Source organism: Ruficoccus amylovorans, assembly GCF_014230085.1.
Taxonomy (GTDB): domain Bacteria; phylum Verrucomicrobiota; class Verrucomicrobiia; order Opitutales; family Cerasicoccaceae; genus Ruficoccus; species Ruficoccus amylovorans.
In genome coordinates, this window is sequence record NZ_JACHVB010000032.1 from 1 (window position 1) to 22,901 (window position 22,901).

A 22,901-nucleotide genomic window follows, 5' to 3' on the forward strand; every position below is an offset into this window, starting at 1 on the left:
GTCGGGGCCGTCGATGAGGCCAGGGAGGTCCTCAGCCCCTTCCTCGTCGTCTCCGTGGCCATCCTCATCGGATCCATCGGCTACGCCGTGGGGGCCGTCAGGCGCTCCCCCTTCGTCCCCGAGTACCCCGAGCGCGAGCACCCCTACCGCTGAGGCGGTCAGGGATACGTGTACCCAAAACCCAATACAGCCCCGTCCCGGTCCCTCCGGGGCGGGGCTTTTTGCTTTCCCGAAACCAACCACACAAAACCCACAACCCGAACCCAACAAATAACCACCAACCGAAAGGAAACCCGACTCATGATCCATACATTACTGGAACCGCCCGCAGCGGCGGCCACCGTCCATCCCCAACCCCGCTGCAACCTCCTGCTGCACTGCGGCTCCCAGGCCGTCAACCGCAGCCGGATCGCGGAGGTCCCCACGCCGCCGTCCACCCGCACCTGGCAACCCGTTGCCCACCTCACCGTCCTCAACACGGTCGAGCGGGCTCTGCTCGGACGCGGCCTGGCCATCGTCAACAGCGCCTACGCCCTGGACAAGGAGGCCAACCGCTTCTTCGCCCTGCTGGAGATCCGCACCGCCCGCGACGCCGGGGACTACAGTTGGATCGTCGGCGTCAGAAACTCCCATGACAAGAGCTTCCCCGCCGGCATCGTCGCCGGGACACAGGTGCTGGTGTGCAGCAATCTGGCCTTCTCGGGCGAGATCAAGCTTGCCCGCAAGCACACCCGCTTCATCCTGCGCGACCTCGACGAGTTGGCCGACAACGCCGTCCAACGCCTCGTCGGGCGCTTCGGCGAACAGGCCCGCCGCATCGAAGCCTACAAGCAGGCCCGCCTCCGCGACACCCGCGCCCACGACCTCATTATCCGGGCCGTCGATGCAGGGGTCTGCTCCAACCAACACATCCCCAAGGTCCTCGACCACTGGAGAAACCCCGAGCACCCCTGCTTCCGCGAGCGCACCCTGTGGTCCCTCCAGAACGCATTCACCGAAGCCCTCAAGGGAAACCTCAACCTCCTGCCCACCAGAACCGAGAAGCTACACTACCTTCTCGATCATCACGCCGGGATCAACTGAACGAGCGAACGGCGGAAGCAGCCTAAGGGCTGCCTCCGCTGTCCCCGAGCAGGCCGGAGGCGAACAATAAAAGAAGCCGCTTGGGGTGCGGCTTCTTTTTAGCTCGAAGCAAGGTTAGCTCATTGCGTAAGAAACTGTAGGATAAGTATTACTCCTGAAAATTAAGTTATTTTTGCTATTTATTGTGAGTGATGTAATGGAGGGCAAATTAGGTTTGACTGCTGTAAGTAGAGCATGGTGGTTTTAGCCTCAGAGCAGGCATGCTCATGCTTAGACGCGAATTGCTGCCATCGTATGGGAATGATGCAGTGGTAGGCGCTCAATTCATCCGTTCGCAGCGACAGTTTTACGGCGGTAATGAAGCGTGGTCACGCTGGCGGCAAGTCCGAGCACTCCAAGCGTCAGCACGTAGGTTGAGGCTTCCGGGATGTTGACGCTATACTCAATCTGTAGTTTCGGCGCCATGCTTCCGTTTTCGGAGGAATAAAACCAGGCCAGTTGGCGGGTGCTCTGGGCTTCCACTGCGTCTGTAGCCCTCAGCAAAAGCAGCAACGGGGAATCCGAGTCATAGGCGGATGCTGTCAGGGCGGTCAACGCGACGGAACTCCAGAAATATTCCTGGGCGTCGTTGCCCATAGTGACGTCTTGGGAAGCCAAAATCGTGGGTGTGTAAGAACCTCCTGCTGTATCCCATTCATTTTTAACTCCGTCGATGACACTGGAGCTGTTCCAGGTTGCCGTATCTATGTCGAAGTCCTGGGCGAGCTCAAACAGGTTGATGGTCAGAGGTCCGCCCGAGGCCCTTGCGACGGACGTTAGGCTGAGTTGAACTGAGGTGATCGTGATATTGCTGGGTAAGAAACCCAAGTCGATGGAAAGAATCGACCGGTACTTGCGGTACTCGTTTAAAGTTCCAACTGTCAGCGAGTCGTTTCCATTCAGGGCACGTCGGCGCTTCCGCCGCTGAGCAGTCCGGTGTCTTTTAGGACAGGGATTTCGACCGTAACCGCCCCCAGTGAGGACAGGAACAAGTATACAATGCCTGTTGTCAAAATTGCTTTGGAAAGTCGCATAGGTGTTGTAATGAAGAGTGAAGAGAACTAATTCCAACCTCAGGCTAGGTCCGCGTGTATCCGTGTCAATAACGTGAATTTGCTTTGAGTCTGGCTGACAGGTGGTGGGGCGGAGATGGCATTGGCAAAGCCAGGGCCGGGCGATACTTCTGCTTGTTGAGGCGGGGAAATCCTGAAAGAGTCGGGCCTGACCGCGAATTTCCTTTCTCATGGCCAAGCGTATCTTCGACCTCGTAGCCTCCGCCTGTGCGCTGCTCGTGCTCTGGCCACTGCTGGCGGTGTTGTATCTGGTTTCGTGGCGTATGCTGGGGCGTCCGGTCTTTTTCCGCCAGAGGCGGCCCGGCCTGCACGGGAAGGTCTTTAACCTCATTAAGCTGCGGACGATGAGCGATGCGCGTGGCCCGGACGGCCAGCTCTTGCCCGATGCGCAGCGGCTGGACAGCTATGGGCGATTCCTGCGTTCGACCAGCCTGGACGAGTTGCCGGAGTTAATTAACATCCTGCGCGGCGACATGAGCGTGGTCGGCCCTCGCCCGCTGTTGGTGCGGTATCTGGAGCGTTACTCGCCCGAGCAGGCGCGGCGGCACGAGGTCCGCCCCGGCCTGACCGGCTGGGCGCAGGTCAAGGGCCGCAACGCGCTCTCCTGGCCCGAGCGTCTGGCGCTGGATGTGTGGTACGTGGACAACCGCAGCTTCTGGCTCGACCTGAAGATCATCCTGCTGACTGTGCGGGCCGTCCTGCTGCGGGAGGGGATTTCCGCTCAGGGCGAGGCCACGATGGGCGAGTTCATGGGCGAGCCCGCGACGGGCGAACAGGACCGGGGACAGAAGGGCGAGTAATAATCCCGCTGATTCGTATCCGGTGGATTGCTTCCGGTGGCGGGGGCGTGCATCTTCGCAGCCATGCCAACACAGATCAGCCGGTGCGGGTGGGCCAACCACAGCGAACTTGAAATCGCCTACCACGACGAGGAGTGGGGAATACCTGTCCACGACGACCTGTACCTGTTCAAGATGCTGATCCTGGAGGGCAAGCAGGCGGGCTTGAGCTGGTCCACCATCCTCGCCAAACGCGAGACGATGTGCGCCGCTTTTGATAACTTCGACCCGCACGCGCTCATCCGCTACGACGAGCGCAAGATCGAGGAGCTGTTGAAAAACGACGGCATCATCAAGAGCCGCCAGAAGATTAACGCCGCCATTCATAATGCGGGCGTTTACTTTGAGATCGTGCGCGAATACGGCTCGCTGGACGCCTTTCTGTGGCGCTACGTCGATCACCAGCCCATCGTCAACGGCTGGGAGCGGCTGGAGCAGATACCGGCCAGCACGCCACTGTCGGAGCAGATCAGCCGTGACCTGAAGAAGCTCGGCTTCAAGTACGTGGGGCCGACCATTATGTACGCCTTCATGCAGGCGGTGGGGATGGTCAACGACCACCTGACCTCGTGCTTCTGCTACCGGCGTGGCTGATCGAAGGGTCGACTGGGATGTTTATCTGAACAGGCCGTAAATGACCAATGGTTGATTGTTGGATGCTGAACGTAGTAAACAACAATTAGCCATTTAATCATTTAGCCATTCGATTTTTAGCAGACGGCTACGACTTTATTTAAGAGGGCTCTAATTGTAAACGAAGTAGCTGACGATCAGCCCGATAAAGTACACGATGGGGAAGAACCAGCGGAACACGTGGTCGAGCTTGTCGGCCAGCGGGCGGTGCCCGTTTTTGCACAGCGAGTACAGCAGCAGGCTCTCGAAGATGGCCAGGCACATCACGACGAACGAGTACAGCAGGACCGCATCAGTGAAGGTGAAGTAGTCGATCCGCGGCATGGAGCCGTCGATCAGGAACTGGTAGGCCACGATGGTGAGGATGCCGATGAAGGCGACATTGAGCCGGTCGGAGAGGTTGTCGGCCTCCAGCCAGAAGACCGCCCACATCAGCAGCACGAGGATGATGAGCGGGAGAATCACCTTCCAGATCATGTTGGCGGACTTGCGCTCCATTGTGATTACCAGCGTCAGCTCGGAGAAGGCCTTCTTGCTCCCGTAGTAGCTGAAGTCGGCTTCGCCCGCCTTGAGGTCGAGGTGGCGCAGCTTCCACTGGGCGATGTTGACCTTTTGCTGGACCTCGGCGTACTCCTCGCTGGCTCCGAGTACCCGCTCGTCCACCACGAGCTTGACCTCGTCGCTGTAGTCGCCGAACGACACGATACTGGCTTCCAGCTTCTGCACATCGAAGGGAAAGGCTTGCAGGTCCATCGGCGTTTCCAGCAAGACGCTGCGCTGGTCCAGGTAGCGCACCCGCCCGTCGGGGTAAATGCTGATCTTGATGGCGTTGTACTCGCCGCTGCCGATCTGGTTGACGAAGAGCAGTTGCGGCCACCAGGCCGAGTAGATTTCGTTAAACTGGAACGTGCCCTGGAAAAGTTTCACCGGGACGCCTGCCTCTGCCGGGTCGAAGGCGAGGCGGGGGTCGTTCCACTCGGCGGTGAGGATCAGCTCGGCCTCGAAGGTCTCGTTCAACTCGTCCAGATTGATGATGTCGGCCAAAAAGATGCCTACCTTCACCTCTGTGGGGCTGTTGGGCGGGTTGGGCATACCGGGTTCCACCTCACGTTGGGCTTGCGCGCTTGAGAGCCCGACCAGGGTGAATACCGCGCACGCGAGACAGGCCAGCTTGAGACGTGTCCGGATAGTCCTCATCATAGGAGAGGACGGTAGGTTCAGGGCCGTCGCTGTCCAGCGATTTCCCGCAAAATCGGCGGAATCTTTACCTGCTCAGGATGCGCCCACTGGGGCGGCCTGGTCGCTGGGAGGAGGCGGGGGCGCGGCCAGAGTGATGTCGGCCAGTTCCTTCATCAACTCGCGCATGCCGGGGTCGGTCTGGAAGATTTCACCGAAGGGCTTGTTACTGGAGATGCGGACGAAATACTGCTCCTGCATCTGGTCCAGTCCATACCTGAAGACGGTCTTGATCGGGTCGAGCCGGTCCCATTCGCCGACGGTGCGGTTGACGTAAATGGTGTCGCCCACCGTGTGCCAGTAGTAAACGTAGGTCAGGTTGCCGCCCTCCTGGCGGTTGTAGGCGCGGTACTCGGCGGGGTGCAGGGGGGTGCCGTCGGCGCTGAGGGAGACGCCTTCCTCGGCCTCGCGCTGGTGCCAGCCGTTGCGGACCCAGCAGATGTCGGGGGTGTGGGCCTCCACCTGCCGCACGGGCATTTGTTTGGGCTTCCAGTAGGCGACATAGACGCCTATTTCACGGTCGCCCTGTTTGTAAACGCGGTACACGGCCTGCTCGAAGTTGAGGATCTGTTCGGTGCGCTCCTGCATCTCGGGCGAATCGGCCAGCGGGAGGTCTTCGCTGGTCCAGCCGGGCAGGTCGGGCGAGATGATTTCGGCCAGTTCCCCCTGGAGCGTGCTTACCGGATGATAGAAGTACTCCTGGCGGATGATGACGCCAATCAGGGCTACGGCGATGACGGCTCCAAGGCCGAGCAGGATCTTTTTCATGCGGAGACAGAAAGGGTTTGTGTTGGGGGACCGGTAAAATACGGTAAAGTTCATCGTCAATTTTGCAAGCGTAACCCCCTTTCCGTCCCCGGCTGGCCTATGCGGATCAAAAACTCCCTGAGGGACGGCTGAGCGGGAGACTTTTCAGCCCTATGAGCGCCGAGCGTATCTATCTTTCTCCGCCGGATATGTCCGAGGCCGATCTTGCGGCCCTGACCGATGCCTTTCGCAGCAACTGGATCGCCCCGGTGGGGCCGGCGCTGGCGGCGTTCGAGGCGGAGATGTGCCGCCAACTGGGGGTGGCCCACGCGGTGGCGCTGGCTTCCGGCACCGCCGCCCTCCACCTCGCCCTCAAAGAAACCGGAGTCAAGCCCGGCGACCGGGTTTTCTGCTCGACCATGAGCTTCGCCGCCTCGGCCAATGCCGTGGTTTACTGCGGGGCTGAGCCGGTTTTTATCGACTCGGAGCGGGCGGGCTGGAACATGGACCCGGCTTTGCTGGAAAAAGCCCTGCGCGAAGCCGCCGCGTCCGGGCAGCTACCCGCCGCCGTCGAGGTGGTACAAGCCTACGGGCAATGCGCGGACATGGATGCCATCTGCGCCCTGTGCGACCGCTACGAAGTCCCGCTGATCGAGGATGCCGCCGAGGCCCTCGGCGCGAGTTACCGGGGACGCGCCGCCGGGAGTTTTGGACGGGCGGGTGTTTTGTCTTTTAACGGGAACAAGATCATCACCTGCTCGGGCGGGGGGATGCTGGTCACGGACGACGCCGCGCTGGCCGCGCGCGTGCGCTACCTTTCGACGCAGGCACGGGAGCCGGGGCGGGAGTATATCCACCGCGAGGTCGGCTACAACTACCGGCTCAGCAACCTGCTGGCCGCGTTGGGCTTGTCGCAGCTCAACGGTCTGCCGCAGCGGGTGGCCCGGCGGCGGGAGGTTTTTAACCACTATGTGAAGCGCCTGGGCGCACTGCCGGGGGTGACATTTATGCCGGAGGCCGAGGGGGGCACCTGCACGCGCTGGCTCAGCTCCCTGCTGATCGACCCGCAGGAGGCCGGGTTGACGAGTCACGAACTGATGGACGCTCTGGAGGCTGAAAATATCGAGGCCCGTCCGCTCTGGCGTCCGCTGCACACGCAGCCGTGTTTCGCCCATTGCCGTAGCTATGGTGGCGAAGTGGCCGAGGAATTGGCCTCACGCGGTCTCAGCCTGCCCAGCCAGTTGACCGATGAGCAGCAGGAGCGGGTTTGTCGCTGCGTGGAGCGGGCCTTCGCTCAGAAACGGTAGGGGAAGGCTCCGCCGGTCGAGAGCAGGCCGCGATGCTTGGGCTTGCGGCGCTTTTTGAGCATCTCGCGAATGTTTAGATACCCCAGTCGCCAGACGACCGCGACGATGTAGAGGGCCGCCAGGAAGAGGATCAGCAGGGCCATCCAGTCGTTGGCCAGGCACAGCAGGATCGCCAAGGCGCCCAGTACGAGATTGATGTAGTACAGGCGGGCGACGGCAATGCGTTGCGTGCCGCCGAAGACCTTGCGCACGCGGTGGTGGATATGGTCCTTGTCCGGGTAGAAGACCGGACGGCCCCTCAGGGCGCGGCGGCTCATCGACAGCAGGGTGTCGAAGACGGGCAGGCCCACGGCCAGGATCGGCACCATGAACATGAAGTAATTGTCCCCGAGCGTGCTGGTCTTGAGCGAGTAGCAGGCGATCACGTAGCCCAGGAACAGACTTCCGGTGTCGCCCATGAAGACCTTGGCCGGGTGGGTGTTTAGGGTGAGGAAGCCCAGGACGGCTCCGCTCACGGCAAAGATGAAAACCAGGTCCAGTGTGCTGCCCATCAGCCAGTAACAGATGGTGAGCGTGAGCAGTGAAATCATGAACGTCCCCCCGGCCAAACCGTCCATCCCGTCGATGAGGTTAACGGCGTTGATGACTCCGATGATCCACAGGAATGTCACCGGAATCGAGACCATGTGCGCATAGCCGGGGAAAATGCCGAAATCCAGCTCCAGCCGGTAACCGGCCAGGATGATGTAAACCGCGATCAGGCACTGGGCGACGAGCTTTTGCCGGAAAGTGATGCCCTTGAAGTCGTCCACCAGGCCGGTGACGGCAATGACGATGCCCCCCGTCATGAAGTAAATATTGGGCATGGCCAGCGCTCCGACCTCCAACGGCCAGGCTTGGCGGATAAACGAGAAATACAGCAGGCTGACCATCAACCCGGCAAAAATGCCCAATCCGCCGATTCGCGGGATGGGCGTGCTGTGAATTTTCCGGTGGTCGGGTTTGTCGATCAGCCCGAGCCGCTCGGCGTACTTGCTGAGGACGAGTGTGGTGGCGATGGTTACGACAAAGGCCGTGGCCAAGCCACCCAGAAGCAGCAGTATTCCGAATTGTTCGCTGAACATGGTGAGTAGAAAGAGAGGGAGCAGACACTACCGGGCCTGTCCGAACCGGTCAAGCTGGATGCGCGAGAACGGATAGATGCCTTTGGGCTTGTTTCGGCGGGGTAGATAAACTAGATATCCCGCCCTTTGAGGCATGTCTTCAAATCATGAAACCAGCCAGTAAAAGCTGATTTTGAGAACGTTTTCCGTTTTTCAAGGCGAGCAGTGCCTCGGCCGGCGAAATCAAAAACGACCCCAAACCCAGCCCCGCGAGAGAATCTGGAATGATTTTTGGACATGGCCAACGCCTGTAACTCTCGACTAAAGCGCTCTCACTCTCATGGCTAAGAAAATCAACCGGGAAGGTCTCGTTTACGCCGCCTTGATCGCGTTCCTGTGCGTTGCGGGCTTTTACTTCGCCTACGAGATCCGCTGGGAATTCCAGGTTCCGAGCGAACCGACCAACCACCAGCGCCTGCGCGTTGAGATCATGCTCTGGCTGATCCCGCTCGAAGTCGTCGTCCTCTACGCCTTTGGCCAGTTCGAGGTGGCGGCAGCGCGTTTCCGCAGTTACGATTTCTTTCAGTTGGCCATGGCCTTGGGCGTGACCACGTTGTTCCTGCTCTATCTGTGGTATGTCTTTGGGGGCAAAGACTGCCCCTCGCGCGGAGTGATTATGATTAATTTCATGACCACGCTGTTGGCGTTGACGCTTTTCCGGGGCGTGCTGCAATACGTGCGCGGAGACGCCCTGGGCATCGACGAGCGTTCGGGTTTCCGCAATAACCGCGTCGCCATCTACGGGGCCGGTTTTGTCTGCGATTCGCTTATTCAGGAGCTTCAGTCCAAGCGCGGTTTCGGGATGCAGCCGGTCACGATCCTCGACGATAATCCCGCCGTGATCGGACACAAATACCAGGGGCTGCGTGTGTTTGGCGGCATCGAGACCCTCAGCCGGGCGGTGGCCCGTTATGACCTCGACCGGTTAATCATTGCCCGACCGGATATTTCCCCTTCGGCCATCCGCGAGGTGCTCCTGCGCACGCGCCGGGAGCGTCTGGACACGCTGATTGTGCCCTCTCCGCAGGAGCTGCTCTACGGCCAGGTACGGGCCGAGCAACTACGCCCGGTCGAGCTGGAGGATTTTCTGGGCCGTATCAGCCTCGATACCAACGCCATCGAGATTCATCAGTTAGTCAGCCAGAACGTGGTCATGGTGACCGGGGCCGGGGGCAGCATCGGGGGCGAGCTTTGCCGTCAGATCGCGGCGAAAAACCCGTCCCGTATCCTGCTGGTCGAGCAATCGGAGGCGGCGCTCTTTGTCATCGAACAGGAACTGCGTTCGGAGGGCTTCGGGGCTATCTTGTTGCCGTTGCTGGCGGATATCAGCGATCACAAGCGGATGGAGTTTCTGCTGGACCGCTACCGCCCGACGATTATTTTCCACTCCGCCGCGCACAAGCATGTGCCGATGATCGAGCTTCAGCCCGGTGAGGCGATCAAGAACAACACGTTGGCCACGGCGCAGTTCGCCCGGCTGGCCAGCAAGTACCGCTGCAAGCGCTTCGTCTTCATCTCCTCGGACAAGGCGATCAACCCGACCAGCGCGATGGGCGCTTCCAAGCGCCTGGCCGAACTGTATTTGCAGGCCTTCCAGACCGACCCGGCCAACGAGACGGTATTCCTGGCCGTACGCTTCGGCAATGTGCTCGGCTCCTCCGGCAGCGTGGTCCCGATCTTCAAGAAACAGATCCGCGAGGGTGGGCCGGTCACGGTGACGCACCCGGACGTGACCCGTTACTTCATGTCCATCCCCGAGGCGGTGGGTTTGGTCCTGCAAACCGCCATCCTCGGGGTCGGCGGCGACATCTTTGTGCTGGACATGGGGCTGCCGATCAAGGTGGTCGATGTGGCCCGTCAGATGATCGAATTGAGCGGCTTCGAACCCGAGGTGGACATCGAAATCCGCTTTGTCGGGCTGCGCCCCGGTGAAAAGCTCTTCGAGGAGCTCAAGCACAAGGGCGAGGAATACATGCCGACCGAGCACCCGCGCGTGCAACGCTACATCTCCAAACCCGGCGATCTGGCCGACCTCGACGCCAAGCTGGCCGAACTGGAAGGTAAGGTGGAGCACTACGACCGCAACCAGATCAAGCAGATGCTTCAGCGGCTCGTCCCTGAATATTCCCCGTACCTGGACTGATGTTGGGGGCTGTGCCTGAAGATGGATTTAACCACAGAGGACACAGAGAGCACAGAGGGGGAGTCGAGCGGGTTAAGAAATTTTATAGCTACAAAAGAGCCAATGAATCACGGAAATGGCTCAAAGCTCATCCCTTGAGAAAAATCCTCTGTGCTCTCTGTGTCCTCTGTGGTTAAATTCGCTTTTTCGAGCGCCATTACGGGCGGGAACTTGACGCAGGTCAGTAGTCTTTTTCGTAAATGGTGCCGTTGGCGTCGCGGAAGGTGAGCACGTTGAGGTCGGGGTCGTGGCCGGTCCAGATGATGACTGGGTCGGAGTTGACCTGGTCGCCGAGGCGGTAAGTGGTCCCGTTGATACTCATGCGGGTGCCCATCAGGGCGTTGGGGCGTAGTTCCTCGACCCAGGCGGTGACGCTCGGGCTGGGCTGGCCGGGAGAGGCATCGGTCAACGCCAGGGTCGGCGTCGCGGGAACAGCCTCGGGTAGGTCCGGTTGGATCTCGATCGCGACCGGCTCCGGCTCGGGGGGCGCAAGGGCGGCGGCACTTTCATCCTCAATGGGGGAGGCGGAAGAGTCATCACCCGAAGACTGGGTGGGCTTGGTGCTCCATTCCTCCCATGTGTCGTCCTTGTCGCCGATCAGGGACAGGATGCCATAGGCGATCCCGCCCAGCGCGCCGAGGATGAGGATAAATATGAGCAGCACGGTGAGGACGTTCCGGCCGGTTCGGTGTCTGACCGGTTGGACATCCAGATCGCTGTCCATCAGCGTGACCGGGACGGAAACGGGTCGCATGGGCTCATCCGCGATCGGCGGCGGCGGTCCCAGTACGGGCGGTAAATCGGAAGCGGGGGCCTCGCTTTTACCGGAGGCCGGGGCGGGCTCATCCCGGACGATCTTCACGCCGGGCGGGATTTTCGGGGCTCCCGGTGACGAGGGCGGAGGGGGTTGCCGGGCGCCGGGCGAAGTTTGGGAGAAGCTGAGTGGAACGCTTGCCGGGGCGGTATTGTTTGTCGCTTCGGGGGAAGACGGCTCTGCCGGAGCCTCGGAATCATCGGCGGGCGGTGGGGTGAAGTTGGCCGGTGTCGTGCGCAACTTCGGTTTGGGGGCAGCTGATGTTTCCGCAGAAGGCTTGGCCAGGGGCGTGGACGGAACCAGCGGCTCCACGGGCGGTACTGGCGTTGCAGATGATGACTTGTCCCCGGTGTTCTTCGGACTGAATTTCATCCGGGGGAGCGCCGCCGGGCCGCTTCCGTCGGCGGCGGGGTGCGGCGGGGTGCTATCGGGGGCGGCGGTTTTGCCACGCTTGAGGGTGAGCTTCCGCTTAGCGTTGGAACCGTTTTCTGTATTCGAGTCCTGACTCATCGACAAATTCGATTTCGCTGTTGGTTATGGCCTTGATGCGCAGTTGGGTGACGGGGTCAACGACCGAACCGACAAAAAAGACCTGGTTGTTCATGAGTACGCGGCTCTGCTTGCCCGCGATCTTTACCCCCGCGATGTGGGAAGACTTGAGAAAAGCCAGTGCCGCCGGGTCGCCCCCGGAGGAAGTCACGGCCTCGGGATCGTCAGCCGTTGCGTTGGGCGCAGCAACGGCCACCGTGACCGGCTGTGCCGGCATCGCGAATTTAATGGGCGCGGGGCCTTCGGCGGTTGGGGTCGAGGAAGCAGACGGAGCCGGGGAAACGGCCGAGCCAGTTGCTCCAACCGGGGCCGGGCTGGCTGCGTCGGCGGTGGTTGCGGCGGTGTCTGCTTGTGCGCCGGAGACCGGGTTGGCGGTGGACGCATCCGCCGGAGCAGGGGAGGCTGTGGGCGTTGAGGTGTCCGGAGCGGAGCCAGCGTCAGTTGCGTCGCCGGAGGTAAGGTTGAAAGCGATGGCCGGATTTGTGGAGGGGTCGGCGGCCGGAGTCTGGGGCGTGGCCGAGGGGACAGAGGCGGTGTTAGAAGGCGCTGGTGAGGTGCCAGGGGTGCTGCCGGGTGAGGCAGGCGTTTCGGGGGCTGCCGGGGTGTTTTCTCCGGTGGTTGAGGCGGGGCTGGCAACGGTGGAGCTTCCCGCCTCTGTGGGGGTGGCCTCCCCGGCAGGGCGGGGGAGCTTGATGTGGACGGCGACTTCGCGCGGGGGCTGGAACTCCGGGGCCGGGTCGGGCCGGATGAGCACGAGCAAAAAGAGCACGGCTGCAGTGGTTCCGGCGGTGACGAGCGTCCCGGCGACGATCCAGCGCGTCCACCGGAACGAGCGGCTGGCGGCGGGATTGCCCGGTCGCGGCCCGGCGTGAAACACGGGGGCCGGTCCGTCGTTGTCGGGCCGGGCCGGGCTTTCGCGGTCGCGTTGGGCCTTTTTCAGGGCGTCGTTGATGAGGCTCATGCGTGTTCGAGGCGTTTGATTTCCTTGACGGCGCGGCGTACGTCCCACCAGTTGACGTCGTCGGCGCTGCGGACGTAGGCCGAGAGCAGGGCCTTGTCGCAGAGGTTGTTGATCAGGCGGGGCGTGCCGCGGCTGGCACGGTAGATTTTACGCAGGGCGCGCGGGGTGAAGCGCGGGCGTCCGTTGGCTCCGGCCAGGGAAAGACGGTGCTGGATGTAGGCCTCGGTCTGGGGGCGGTCCAGCGGGTGCAGGTCGTAGTAAACCAGGACGCGCTGGCGGAGCTGGCGCAGGCGCTTTTCGCGCAGTTTCTGTTTCAGCTCGGGCTGGCCCATGAGGATGATCTGGAGGAGCTTCTGCTCGTCGGTTTCTAGGTTGGACAGCAGCCGGACCTGCTCCATCACCTCGAAGGACAGGTTTTGCGCCTCGTCGATAATCATGACGATCTCCTTGCCCGCGTGGATGCGGCGCAGGAGGGCTTCGTTCAGCCGCCCGGTGCGGTCGGCGTGGGTGTGCTCGTCCACCGGCTCGCCCAGTTCGCGCAGGATGGCGAGCACGAGCTGTTCCTCGTCCACCCGGGGGTTGAGAATGAGCACCGACTCGTAGCGCTCGCTGTCCAGCTCGTTGAGCAGGGTCCGGCAGAGGGTGGACTTACCACAGCCGACCTCGCCCGTGAGCACGATAAAGCCTTTCCGCTCCGAGATGCCGTAGCGCAGATGGGAAAGTGCCTCCTGGTGCGTGGGACTGAGGAAAAGAAACTTCGGGTCCGGCGTCACATTGAAAGGCATCGCCTGAAAACCATAGAAGTGCTGGTACATGAATCAGAGGGTGCCGCTCGGGCTGGTGATGAAGCGATTTTGAGCCCCGAAATTAGGTGCCAGACCCGGATTTGGCCAGTATTTTCGCCATTATGGGCAGTAAGGGACTTGTAAAAGTCCCGGCGCTAAGGTTTGCTCTTTACCGGACCCGATAAGTGTGTTACTTATTGACTGTTTAAGGAATGCGACTTTCTCCCAAGTTCATGCACCAGTTTTTGACTGGCTTCCTGGCCGTTGGCCTGGTGGCGGTGGTGGCCGTGTTTTCGCTGCTGCTGTTGAGGACCTGGCGGGAGTATTCGGTGCACCAGACCCGCGAGACCGCCTTGCAGCAGAGTCTCGAACGGGCACAGGCGGAGAGCGCCTACAAAAAAGCCTATCTCAACAAGCTGTTGACCGATTCCACTTTTTTTGAGCGTGTGGCCCGCGAACGGCTGGGCTATTCGCGTGAAAACGAGATTATTATCCGTTTCGAGGACGAATAAACCGCAAACTACTTTTTTAGATTCCGCGCTGCCGGCGCGGCCCGGAGGAATGGGCACAGGTAAAGACCACCGCTTGAAAAAAGGCGATTCTGTGTGTAGGTTTACCCCAGCCTGCGAGCCGTTGAGCCTTGCCGGGCCCGTAACCCGACCCTTGCCATGATTACCCACAAGCTAGTGTTCGGCAATTTCACTTTCCACGAGAACTACATGGTAGGCGAGTTCGCGGAGGGGGTGAACTTCGAGTTGCCGATGCTGGACACGCTTACCTCGCTGGCCCAGGAGCACTTTACCAAACCCTTCGGCTACGTCGCCAACCGCGTCCACAGCTACTCCATCGACCCGCGCATTTATAAAAAACTCGACCAGGTGCCGCTCCTGAGCGCCTTTGCCGTGGTCACCTACCGCACGGCGACCTGGCAGGCCCTGCAGGTGGAGCGCGGCTTCATGCCGCAGATGCCGATTGGCTTTTTCTTCGACCTGACCGCCGCGCTCAACTGGGTGGAGTCGGTCCTCGAACGCGCGACCAGCGCGAACCGCCAGCCGTAGAACGAAGCGGAGGGAAGGCCGAATAACGGCCCTAATACGACTCTGCGCCGCTTCGTGATTTTAAAGGCACGATCAAGGGTACCGGTAGTTAAATCCTTAATGTAAGTCTTTGGGGTGCAAACCAGTCGGATACTGGACGCGATGAGCCAGTATCGAAAGTGCAGGGTCCGGCTGGACCAGCAATCAGGTCTGGCGGCCTACAGGTCTCGCGCCTCACGCCGGTGGTGCTTGGCGAAGTTCGTTTGAGTCGGCGTCCATCACCGCTGCAGGACTCTGTCCTGCTTTTTCGTTGCCCTGCGGGCGGGGTGGCCTTACACACGGCGGCATGTCTGATCATGCTGCGTTACGGGAAAAGTTTAAAGCTGCCGGGCAGGAGCAGGTGTTCCGTTTTTGGGACCAGCTCTCGGGGGAGGAGCGCGAAAGTCTTTGCGCTCAGGCCGGGCAGATTGATTTGAAGGAGATCGACCGTCTGGTCGAGGATCTTGTCTTTGGCCAGGGGGCACAGGGCATTGACCTGAGCGACCTCGAACCGGCCCCTTACACGCCGCTTCCGTCCCAGGGCGGAGACGCCGCCGAGTGGGCCGAGGCCAAGGCTTTGGGCGAAAAGGCGCTCAAAGCCGGGCGCGTGGCCGCCTTTGTGGTGGCCGGCGGGCAGGGCACGCGCCTGGGCTTCGACGGCCCCAAGGGCACCTACCCGGTGACACCGGTGCGCAAGCACTCGCTCTTCCAGGTTTTCGCCGAGAAAATCCTCGCCGCCAGCCGCCGCTACGGCAAGCCGGTCCCGTGGTTCATCATGACGAGCCACATCAACCACGCCGCCACGGTGAAGTTCTTCGAGCAGCACGCCTATTTCGGCCTCGACGAGGAGCATGTGCACTTTTTCCAGCAGGGGCTGATGCCTGCCGTTGACTACGACGGCAAGGTGCTGCTCGAAGAGCCCGGCAAGATCGCCATGAGCCCGGACGGGCATGGCGGCTCCCTGCGCGCGCTGGTGCGCAGCGGCGCGGTTGCCACGATGGAAAAACTGGGCATCGACATCGTCAGCTACTTCCAGGTGGATAACCCGCTGATCAAGATCATCGACCCGGCCTTCATCGGCTTCCACCTCAAGGGGCAGTCGGAGATGTCCTCGAAAATGCTCCCCAAGGCCCACGCCAGGGAAAAGGTCGGGCACTTCTGCGTCCAGCGTGGCAAGACCGTGGTGGTCGAGTACAGCGACATGCCCGACGAGCTGGCCGAGGCCCGCGACGACAAGGGCCAACTGCGCTTCCTCGGGGGCAGCATCGCCATCCACATCCTCAGCCGCGAGTTCATCGGGCGCATGGGCGGGAACAACCCCGACGCCAGCCTGCCCTTCCATCGGGCGGACAAGAAGATCGCCGTCGTGACCGCCGAGGGGCATCAGATGAAGCCCGACGCGCCCAACGGCGTGAAGTTCGAGATGTTTGTCTTCGACGCGCTGCCTTTCGCGCAGAACCCGGTCATCATCGAGACGTCGCGAGCCGACGACTTCAGCCCGGTCAAGAACGCCGAAGGCGACGACTCCCCCAAGACCAGCCGTGAGGACCAACTCCGCGAATACGCCCGCTGGCTTGCCGCCGCCGGAGTCAAGGTCGAGCAGGACGGCAGAGGTCTGCCTGCGATCAGTTTCGAGATCAGCCCGCTTTTTGCCGACAGCCAGGACGCCTTTGTCGAGGCTTGGAAAAAGCTGGAAAATCCGCCCGCCATCGTCGAGGGCCTTGTGATTGAGTAAGAAAGAGCTAAACGGCTGAAGGGTTAAATGGTTATTGGGACAGGCTCCCGATCGGACTGATTCCTCCGGCCACGTCCCGTTAGCCATCCAGCTTCCAGCCATTTAACAATCAACCATTCAGCCATTTTAACCATTTAACTATTTCCACCACTCATGAGCACATTGGACACCGTCAAACAGGCCGGAGCAGCGGGTAAGCTGCTGCCTTCGAGCGTCGAAAACATCACCGCCTGGCTCGAAGCCGGTTTTCTGCCGCAATGGGCCGTTGCGGCCATCGACGAGTTGGTCGCCCAGGAAGCCTGGGACGAGCTTAACAACCGGTTTTACCAGTTGATCAAGTTCGGCACCGGTGGCATGCGCACGCGCACCATCGGCGAGATCACCGCCCCGAGCGAAGTCGGCACGCCCAGCCCGCTGGGCGCGCCCGAACACCCTGCCGTGGGCACGAACATGCTCAACGACTTTAACCTCATCCGCGCCACCATCGGTCTGTTCCGGCACTGCCAGGAGTACCTGCAGGAGGTGGAGCAGTTCGAGACCCCGAAGCTGGTCATCGGCCACGACGTGCGCCACTACTCGCGGCACTTCTGCGAGCTGGCCGCCTCGACCTGGACCAAGCTCGGCGGCCTGGCCATGATCTTCGAGGGTCCTCGGGCTACTCCGCACCTGAGCTTTGCCGTGCGCCATCTCAAGGCCACCGCCGGGGTCGTCATTACCGCCAGCCACAACCCCCCGCACGACAACGGCTTTAAGGCCTACTTCTGCGACGGGGCACAGGTCGTCAGCCCGCATGCCGAGGCCATCATCGAGCAGTTCAAGGCGGTCGAACTGGGCGAACTGCCCGCCTTCCTTGATGTTGATTTGGGCAAGGTCGTCACCCTGCCGGTTTCGGTGGACGAGGCTTACTACGAGGCGCTGGAGGACAATGTGCTCGACCCGGAAGTGTTCGAGACGGCCACGCCGAAGTTCGTTTTCACGCCCAACCACGGGACCGGGGCGATCAGTGCCATGCCGATGATGGAAGTTTTTGGCGTGGAAGTGCATCCGGTCGAGGAGCAGATGGTGCAGGACGGGCGTTTTCCGACCGTCAAATCGCCCAACCCCGAAATCAAAACGGCCTTCGATCACGCCCTCAAACTGGCTGAAGAGGTGCAGGCCGATGCCGTTATCGCGACCGATCCCGACGCCGACCGTCTCGGCGTGGGCGCGCGCAACCCGGCGGGCGAAATGATCCTTTACACCGGCAACCAGCTCGGTTCCTGCCTGGCCGAGTACCGCGTGGCCAAGCTCAAGGAAATGGGCATCATCCCGCTGGAGGGCAGCGAAAACGCCGCCCTGATCAAGACCTTTGTCACCACGCCGATGCAGGAAGCCATCGCGCAGGCGCACGGGGTCAAGTGCATTGACACCCTGACCGGCTTCAAGTGGATCGGCGAAAAGCTCAAGCACTACGAGGAAGACCTCCAGGACCGGCTCTTTGAAGAAGAGGGCCTGGCCCTCGACTACGACGAGACCGACCTCTCGACCCGCGTCAGCCTGCTGCTGGACTACAGCACGTACTATATCTTTGGAGGCGAGGAGAGCTACGGCTACCTGGCCTCGGACCGCGTGCGCGACAAGGACGCCACCGGCGCGATCCTCATGTTCAGCGAGCTGATGGCCTACCTCAAGGGGCAGGGGCTGACCCTGGCCGAGTACCTCGACGGGCTTTACCTCAAGTACGGCTACTACGCCGAGACCCTGCTCAACCTCTACTTTGAGGGCGCGGCCGGTTCGCAGAAGATCCGCAACATCATCGACAGCTACCGCACCAACCCGCCCAAGGAAATCGCCGGGGCCAAGGTGGTCAAGCTGATCGACTTCGGCCGCGACGACATCGAGGACGCCGACGCCAAGCCCATCCCGAAGGAAGACTTCTACTTCGTCGAGCTGGACAACGGCTACCGCTACGCCGTGCGCGGCTCCGGCACCGAGCCGAAGATCAAGTTCTACTGCTTCGCCCGCGAAGACGTGGACTCGGACGAATCGCTGGAAGCGGTCAAGGCCGCCACGATGGAAAAGGTCGAGGCCATGAAAGCGGCCCTCGAAGCCGACGCCCGCGCCCGCGCCGGGGAGTAGTAGCGGTTCAGAATCGCTTTAGGGTTATGCGAGAGGGTGTTTTTTGAAAAAAACACCCTCTCGCGCTTTCCCCAAAAAACTTTTGAGACGGAACTTCGTTCCTTTGTGCTTGCTGGGGTTCATCTTCCACTCCACCCGTATGAGGGAGCGGAAAACCGTTACGCCTGCGCGTAGGAGCAGCAGTAATCGGCGCCGGGGGCGGCGATTTTCAGGGAGAAGCTGGAGTTGGCGGGGACATCGTAGGACTGGCCCACGGTGAAGGTCTGCCACTCGGACTGACCGGGGAGGAGGACGGTCATCTCGCCGCCGATCACTTCCATGATTTCGGCCACGCCGGTGTCAAAGGTGTATTCCCCGGCCTGCATGTAGCCGAGCGTCTTGCGGGTGCCGTCGGCGAAGTGCACGGTGCGGCTGACGACCTTGCCGTCGAAATAGACATTGGCCTCGCGGACGAGGGTGACGTTTGAGAATTCGGACATAAGCCCGTCGATATGACGCTTTCGCCGCAGCGGGTCAAGTGCGCCGACGGAAGAAAATGCGCCGACGGTCTCCGCCTGGAGTGGTCGAAACACCTGCTTGGTCATGCCGCAGGCGCACATTGGCGTACGCGTTCGTGCGTAGACTAAAAAGGAGCTTAGTTATTCACCTGCTTGACTTTGGGGGAAAGCCCCGGCTTACTTGCCCGTAATGAAACCGGTTATTCTCCTCAGCTTATTGGCGGCCTGCCTGCTCGGAACGGCCGGTTGCGAGTCCTATCAGGACGATGTCGGCATGGACCCGATCCGCTCGACGATCACGGGACACCCCGATGACGCCTCGACCTACGCCGATCGCGTCAAGGCGGCCAATGAAAAGCGCACCTCCGAAGCGGCGGAAAACCCGATGCTGAAAGAAGGGCACTCCTCGGGCTCGAACTTCAGTGCCCCCACCTACGATCCTTCGCAGCGTTACCAGTAGGTCGCGTTTTCCTTTTTTGGGGAGGGGTCGGAGGCGTACGCCTTTGGCCTTCCTTTGCGTCCTTCCCGGGCTTCCTGTTAAAGCTCCTGCTTTAGTCGGGCTGTTTAAAGGCGGACTCAGCTTTCGAGCAGGGCGCGGATGGTCTTGGTCAGGTCGGTCAAGGAGTAGGGCTTCATGATGAGGCTGGCCCGGCCGAGGGCTTCGATGCGTTCGGGGGAGACGGTACGGCTGAAGCCGGTCATAATGACGGCGGGCATGTCCTTTTTTACGCGGCGAATGCGCTCGACCAGTTCGAGCCCGGTGACGTTGGGCATGACCTGGTCGGTCACGACGATGTCGAAGCTGGTCGGCTGCCGCATGACGGCTTCGGCGGCCTCGGTACTGTCGGAGAAGATGGTGACGTCGTACCCCAGAAAAGTCAGGTGCCGCTGCATGACGTTGATAATCTCCTTCTCATCATCGACCAGCAGGATGCGCTCGGAGCCGCTGCGCGGCTTTTCCTCGACCTCCGGAGCGGCGGTCTCGGCGGTATTGTCCTGGATGCAGGGGAAGTTCAGCAGGAAAGTGGCTCCCTTGCCGGAGGTGCTTTCCACCGTGACCTGGCCGCTGTGGGAAGTGACGATACCGTGCACGACGGACAGCCCCAGTCCGGTGCCTTCGCCGACTGGTTTGGTGGTGAAGAAAGGCTCGAAAATACGTGAAAGATGCTCCTTTGGGATGCCGGGTCCGGTGTCCGAGACCTTGAGGCAGAGACAATTACCTCCGGGGAAGCCGGTGGGGGCATCAGGGGCAGTTTTGGGCAGGATACACTTGCTCAGAGTCACTTCAAGCTCGCCGCCGGCGTCGCCCATGGCCTGGGCGGCATTGGTGCAGAGGTTGAAAATGACCTGATGGAACTGGCTGGGATCGGCCTTGATCATCCCGAGACCCTCAGGGATGTTCTTCTTGATAATGATGGTCGAGGGGATGATGGAGCGGAGCATGTTCATCGCCTCGTTGGCGACGAGCGCCGGATCGATCGGGATCATATTGCCGATGCTCTCGCGGGAGAAGGTGAGGATCTGCTCGACCAGCGCGCGGGCGCGCTTGGTGGCGACGAGCACGTGTCGGAGGTCCTCCAGGGCGTCGTCGTTGCCGTTGGCGTGGCGCTGGGCCAGCTCGGTCCATCCGCGGATCGCGCCCAGCAGGTTGTTGAAGTCGTGGGCGATGCCACCGGCGAGAGTACCGATGGTCTCCATGCGCTGGAGTTGGAGCACCTGTTTGTTAAGCTCCTCGCGCTTGGCCTCGTTTTCCTTGAGCTCGGTGATGTCCTCCTTGGCCGCGGCGAAGTGGGTGATGGTGCCGTTGCGCCCCTTGATGGGGAAGATGGTGGCGCGCTCCCAGTAGTATTCGCCGTTCTTTTTCTTGTTGAGAAATTCGCCCTGCCACTCGCGGCCGTGGGAGATGGTGTCCCAGAGCTTGCGGTAGTGGTCCTTGCTCATGCGGTCGGACTTGAGGATGCGGGGGTTGTGGCCGAGGGCTTCTTCACGCGTATAGCCGGTAATCCGGCAGAAGGTGTCGTTGACGTATTCGATATTGCCCTTGGGGTCGGTGACGACGACGCAGCTCGGGCTCTGGTTATTGAGTCGCTGGAAGAGGCGCAGGCGTTCTTCGGCCCGCCAGCGTTCATCGATGTCCCAGACGTTGCCGACGATCTGGGAGAGGTGGCCCTCGTTGTCGCGGAGGGCCTGTGCGCGCACCAGCGCGCGCCGGAAGCTGCCGTCCTGGCAACGGATGAAGCACTCCTCGGTCAGGTTCTCGTCCTGGCCGTTGAGCAGGCGGCGGAAAACGAACTTCAAGTGCCCGCGCTCGTCTTCCGGAATGAGGTCGAGCATGTTGTCGAGCTGGTCGAAGGGGTCGTTGCGGCTGTAGCCGAAGAGCTTGTACCAACTATCTTCGAGGATGAGGCGCTTTTCCTTGATGTCGTAGTCCCAGACGCCGAGGTTGCCCAACTCGATCGCCATGGCCAGCCGCTGGCGGCTTTGCTCAACCGCATGCTCAATGGCCTTGCGTTCGGTGATGTCCTGAATGGCTCCTTGCAGGCGGACGCACCGGCCTTCCTCAAAGATGCTTTTACCGATGGCGCGGACCCAGATCAGAGTGCCTTGGGCGGTGATGAGAGGGGCTTCAAAGTCGTAGGATGAGTCGCTTTTGGCGGCATTCTCGACATGTTTTGCCACCTGGGAACGGTAGGGCTGAGGAAAGAACGAAAGCGCCGTTTCGAGCGTGGGTTGGAAATCCTCATCGACCCCGTGGATCTGGCGGGTGATGTCGGTCCAGGATATCTTGTTATTGACCAGGTCGATCTCCCAGCCGCCGATGCGGGCGATCTCCCCGGCGGCGTGCATGACGGCCTCGCTACGCCGGACCATTTCCTCGGCCTGGACCTGCTCGGTGATGTCGCGCTGGATGACAATGTAATGCGTGAGGTTGCCGTTCTCACTGTAAACCGGGTCGAATCTCAGCTCGTTCCAGAAGACATGGCCGCTCTTACGGTGGCTTTTCAGGGTGGTGGTGGTGCTGCGTCCGCGGGCCATGGTCTCGTGGATTTCGCGGATATCCTTTTCGCTGGCGTCCTCGATCTGGAGAAAGAGGCTGTCCTGCCCGAGAATCTCCTCCATCGTGTAGCCAGACATGCGCAAAAAGGCCGCATTGGCCCAGGTGATGGGGTTGGCCTTGCCGTCGTAGCGGCAGATGACGACGCCGTTGTTGGTGCACTGGAGGGCGCGGTCCTGGAGGGCCAGGGTCTCTTGCGTGGCGACCTGCTCGCTGATGTCGAGCAGTCCGCCGACGACGAGCCAGCGCTCGCCGAGGCGGAGGCGGTTGAGCGTGACCGAGTAGTGAATGGGGGTGCCGTCCCGATGCTGGTGGACCCAGCGGAAAGTAGGCTGGCTGGCGGCGGCAGCATCGTCGTAGAGGCGTCGGGCCTGCTCAAGGGAAGATTTTGAATTGGGCTGGAGCGACGGCGAGAACTCACCGGGGGTTTTCCCGACAATTTCTTCTTTGGCATAGCCCCATTGGTCGCAAAGGGTCTGGTTGCAGTCCACGATTATGCCCTTGCTGGTGAGCATGTATCCGGTGGTCGAATTTTCCCACAGGGTCTGGTAGCGCAGTTGACTTTCGCGTAAAGATTTCTGGGCGACGCGGATTTCCTGCCGGATGTCTGCTTCGCGCATGTTGCGCAGGATGACGCTGGGGAGGCGCTTGAGGTTTTCCTTCAGGACGATGTCGTTGACGCCCAGGCGCATGATGTCGGCCGTGGCCTCGTCTCCGATCGCGCCGGTGACAAGGATGAAGGGGCGCATCGGGTTGTTTTCGAGGGCCAGGGCGAAGGCGTCCTCCATCCGCAGGCCGGGGATGTGGTGGTCGCACAGGATGAGGTCCCAGTCCCGCTCGGCTAGCGCCTGCTTGAGCGCGATGAAGGAATCCACCCGTTTGGCTTCCACCTCGAACTCCAACTCGCGCAGTGCCCGGCGGACGAGAAGGAAATCGTCCTCGGAGTCCTCAATGTGTAATATGTCGAGCGCCTTGCTCATGGGATGGGGTCAAGTTGCCTTGAAGGGGA

The 22,901-nt window shown here is 61.2% G+C and carries 19 protein-coding genes; 10 read left to right on the forward strand and 9 right to left on the reverse strand.

The features are described from left to right. Positions 1-300 precede the first annotated feature (300 nt). Positions 301-1,083: a DUF932 domain-containing protein gene (locus H5P28_RS10315; protein WP_185675623.1), complete on the forward strand. Its 783-nt coding sequence runs from the start codon at positions 301-303 to the stop codon at positions 1,081-1,083. Positions 1,084-1,407: 324 nt separating this feature from the next. On the opposite strand, the gene H5P28_RS10320 is transcribed toward H5P28_RS10315, so the two are convergent. Further along, positions 1,408-2,367 carry a DNRLRE domain-containing protein gene (locus tag H5P28_RS10320; protein WP_246456042.1) on the reverse strand — a complete coding sequence of 320 codons (960 nt, stop codon included), beginning with the start codon at positions 2,365-2,367 and terminating at the stop codon, positions 1,408-1,410. Between H5P28_RS10320 and H5P28_RS10325 the strand changes: the two genes are divergently transcribed. Then, entirely contained in the window at positions 2,366-2,995 is a 630-nt protein-coding gene (locus H5P28_RS10325) for a sugar transferase (RefSeq protein ID WP_185675625.1), read from the forward strand. The genes H5P28_RS10320 and H5P28_RS10325 overlap by 2 nt on opposite strands. A 63-nt stretch (positions 2,996-3,058) precedes the next feature. After that, on the forward strand, positions 3,059-3,628 hold the full coding sequence (locus H5P28_RS10330; RefSeq protein WP_185675626.1) for a DNA-3-methyladenine glycosylase I: 570 nt from the start codon (positions 3,059-3,061) through the stop codon (positions 3,626-3,628). Positions 3,629-3,778: 150 nt separating this feature from the next. On the opposite strand, the gene H5P28_RS10335 is transcribed toward H5P28_RS10330, so the two are convergent. Both H5P28_RS10335 and H5P28_RS10340 read right to left on the reverse strand, forming a co-directional pair. Beyond that, positions 3,779-4,867, reverse strand: coding sequence for a ligand-gated ion channel (locus tag H5P28_RS10335; RefSeq protein WP_185675627.1), 1,089 nt, complete (start codon positions 4,865-4,867; stop codon positions 3,779-3,781). A 72-nt stretch (positions 4,868-4,939) separates the two neighbouring features. After that, positions 4,940-5,671 (reverse strand): exosortase C-terminal domain/associated protein EpsI, encoded by a 732-nt coding sequence (locus tag H5P28_RS10340; RefSeq protein WP_185675628.1) that lies wholly within the window; start codon positions 5,669-5,671, stop codon positions 4,940-4,942. A 152-nt stretch (positions 5,672-5,823) separates the two neighbouring features. Between H5P28_RS10340 and H5P28_RS10345 the strand changes: the two genes are divergently transcribed. Continuing rightward, positions 5,824-6,957, forward strand: a complete 1,134-nt coding sequence (locus H5P28_RS10345; RefSeq protein WP_185675629.1) for a DegT/DnrJ/EryC1/StrS family aminotransferase — start codon at positions 5,824-5,826, stop codon at positions 6,955-6,957. Here H5P28_RS10345 and H5P28_RS10350 read toward each other — a convergent pair. Continuing rightward, positions 6,945-8,081: a glycosyltransferase family 4 protein gene (locus H5P28_RS10350; protein ID WP_185675630.1), complete on the reverse strand. Its 1,137-nt coding sequence runs from the start codon at positions 8,079-8,081 to the stop codon at positions 6,945-6,947. The genes H5P28_RS10345 and H5P28_RS10350 overlap by 13 nt on opposite strands. A gap of 319 nt (positions 8,082-8,400) precedes the next feature. On the opposite strand from H5P28_RS10350, the gene H5P28_RS10355 reads away from it, so the two are divergent. Continuing rightward, the gene (locus H5P28_RS10355) at positions 8,401-10,263 is read left to right on the forward strand and encodes a polysaccharide biosynthesis protein (protein WP_185675631.1); all 1,863 of its coding nucleotides are present in this window, start codon (positions 8,401-8,403) and stop codon (positions 10,261-10,263) included. Positions 10,264-10,483: 220 nt separating this feature from the next. On the opposite strand, the gene H5P28_RS10360 is transcribed toward H5P28_RS10355, so the two are convergent. Genes H5P28_RS10360 through H5P28_RS10370 form a run of 3 tightly spaced genes read right to left on the reverse strand, consistent with a single transcriptional unit; the run spans position 10,484 to position 13,441 of the window. Continuing rightward, positions 10,484-11,626, reverse strand: coding sequence for a hypothetical protein (locus H5P28_RS10360; RefSeq protein ID WP_185675632.1), 1,143 nt, complete (start codon positions 11,624-11,626; stop codon positions 10,484-10,486). Next, entirely contained in the window at positions 11,586-12,626 is a 1,041-nt protein-coding gene (locus H5P28_RS10365) for a hypothetical protein (RefSeq protein ID WP_185675633.1), read from the reverse strand. Before H5P28_RS10365 ends, H5P28_RS10360 begins: the two co-directional genes overlap by 41 nt. Further along, complete coding sequence (locus H5P28_RS10370; protein WP_185675634.1) at positions 12,623-13,441, reverse strand: ExeA family protein; 819 nt, start codon at positions 13,439-13,441, stop codon at positions 12,623-12,625. The genes H5P28_RS10365 and H5P28_RS10370 overlap by 4 nt, the downstream gene beginning before the upstream one ends. 182 nt (positions 13,442-13,623) lie before the next feature. On the opposite strand from H5P28_RS10370, the gene H5P28_RS10375 reads away from it, so the two are divergent. The 4 genes from H5P28_RS10375 (at position 13,624) to H5P28_RS10390 (ending at position 18,340) form a co-directional block, all read left to right on the forward strand. Next, positions 13,624-13,923 carry an FtsB family cell division protein gene (locus H5P28_RS10375; protein ID WP_185675635.1) on the forward strand — a complete coding sequence of 100 codons (300 nt, stop codon included), beginning with the start codon at positions 13,624-13,626 and terminating at the stop codon, positions 13,921-13,923. A gap of 156 nt (positions 13,924-14,079) precedes the next feature. Then, positions 14,080-14,469: a hypothetical protein gene (locus H5P28_RS10380; protein ID WP_185675636.1), complete on the forward strand. Its 390-nt coding sequence runs from the start codon at positions 14,080-14,082 to the stop codon at positions 14,467-14,469. A 325-nt stretch (positions 14,470-14,794) separates the two neighbouring features. After that, positions 14,795-16,222 (forward strand): UTP--glucose-1-phosphate uridylyltransferase, encoded by a 1,428-nt coding sequence (locus tag H5P28_RS10385; RefSeq protein ID WP_185675637.1) that lies wholly within the window; start codon positions 14,795-14,797, stop codon positions 16,220-16,222. Between the two features lie 153 nt (positions 16,223-16,375). Beyond that, complete coding sequence (locus H5P28_RS10390) at positions 16,376-18,340, forward strand: phospho-sugar mutase (RefSeq protein WP_185675638.1); 1,965 nt, start codon at positions 16,376-16,378, stop codon at positions 18,338-18,340. Positions 18,341-18,498: 158 nt separating this feature from the next. Here the strand turns inward: H5P28_RS10390 and ppnP are convergent, their stop codons facing one another. Further along, complete coding sequence (gene ppnP / locus H5P28_RS10395; RefSeq protein WP_185675639.1) at positions 18,499-18,819, reverse strand: pyrimidine/purine nucleoside phosphorylase; 321 nt, start codon at positions 18,817-18,819, stop codon at positions 18,499-18,501. 208 nt (positions 18,820-19,027) lie between these two features. Between ppnP and H5P28_RS10400 the strand changes: the two genes are divergently transcribed. Further along, a complete protein-coding gene (locus H5P28_RS10400) occupies positions 19,028-19,297 on the forward strand; it encodes a hypothetical protein (protein WP_185675640.1) in 270 nt (89 codons plus the stop codon). A 116-nt stretch (positions 19,298-19,413) separates the two neighbouring features. Here the strand turns inward: H5P28_RS10400 and H5P28_RS10405 are convergent, their stop codons facing one another. Then, entirely contained in the window at positions 19,414-22,872 is a 3,459-nt protein-coding gene (locus tag H5P28_RS10405; protein WP_185675641.1) for a PAS domain S-box protein, read from the reverse strand. Positions 22,873-22,901: the final 29 nt, after the last annotated feature.